The sequence below is a fragment of the Oleiphilus sp. HI0043 genome (genome assembly GCF_001634935.1).
This window is the reverse complement of the sequence record NZ_LWEY01001446.1, coordinates 1-1,300: the sequence shown is the minus strand read 5'-3', so window position 1 is coordinate 1,300 and position 1,300 is coordinate 1. Positions and strand designations below refer to the sequence as shown.

Genomic DNA, 1,300 nt, shown 5'->3' with positions numbered 1-1,300 from the left:
TGCGAAAGCGCAAGCAGAGAAAAAGGCTCAGGCTGCTGCGGCCCCAGAGAAAGCGCCAGAGATAGATGCCAAGAAAGCGGCGGTTGCGGAAGCTTTGGCTAGAGCGGAAGCAAAGAAAGCTAAGGAAGTTGCAGAAGCAATAGAGCAAAGCCCGGAAGAGTTAAAAACTGCCTGGGATAAGGCGCAATCGAAACTGGATAAGATGCTCGATGCACTTGAATCGGCAAAAGAAAATAATCCTGAGCAAGTAGAGAAATTAACCCGAGCTGTAGAAAAGAACCAAATGCGAGTTAACCAGGCTAAGCAAGCCTGGGAAAAAGCAAACTCAGAACCTGCGATGCAAAGTGAAGAAGCGGGTGAGGCTAAGGGCATAGATCAAGCTGCTGTAGATGAGTTGCAGCTAGCATTTGAGAAAGCCGAATCTAAGTTGGCAAAAATGCAAGATGCACTTGCAAATGCTCAGCCCGAGCAGGTAGAGAAACTAACCCGTGCTGTCGACAAGAACAAAGTGCGTGTTGAGCAAGCCAAACAGGCATTCGAGGAGGCACAACAGGCATTAGCTTCGACTCAGTCAGGCTCACAAGAAAGTGAAAAGGAAGAACTGCCTGATCTGGATGCTTTGAGTCTAGCTGTGGAAAAGGCGGAATCAAAGCTAATGAAGATGGAAGACGCTTTAGCAAATGCTCAACCAGAGCAAGTCGAGAAATTAACCCGTGCCGTTGATAAAAACAAGCAGCGGGTAAAAGTCGCTCAAGATGAACTGAATAGTGCGCGCGCTAAAGTAGGCGATGTGCAGAAATCACAAGAGAATGGTAACTAAGATGGCATTGTTGACGCTCACTTCACCGCATGCGAAAGGTTCTAATCGAACTGCAAACATGATGCGCTGGGTCATCGGCTTGACTATTCCCGGCCTGATTGCACAGACGATTTTTTTCGGCTGGGGCAACTTGCACAATGTTCTTTGGTGCAGCGTGGTGGCGATTGTTTGCGAAATCTTGATTCTGAAGATTCGTAAGCGCCCTGTTATGTTTTACCTTAACGACTACAGTGCGCTTGTAACAGCAGTGTTGCTGGGGATTGCTCTGCCTCCTTTTGCGCCTTGGTGGGTATCTTTGGTAGCGACAGCATTTGCTATTGTTTTTGCCAAGCACTTATACGGAGGAATGGGGTATAACCCCTTTAACCCGGCAATGGTGGGTTATGCTTTGGTGCTGGTATCTTTTCCTGTAGCGATGACGACCAATTGGGCAACACCGCAGACTTTATTGGACTCTCCAGCAACGCTGGGAGCAACGCT

Annotated in this window: 1 protein-coding gene and 1 pseudogene; both read left to right on the top strand. The window is 48.2% G+C overall.

The window, feature by feature from the left end; translation table 11 throughout:
* A pseudogene (locus A3729_RS33280) lies at positions 1–820 on the top strand (hypothetical protein); the annotation flags it as partial.
* Position 821: 1 nt separating this feature from the next.
* Positions 822–1,300: RnfABCDGE type electron transport complex subunit D (locus A3729_RS20395; RefSeq protein ID WP_197475951.1), on the top strand; the 479-nt coding region annotated here is incomplete at its 3' end.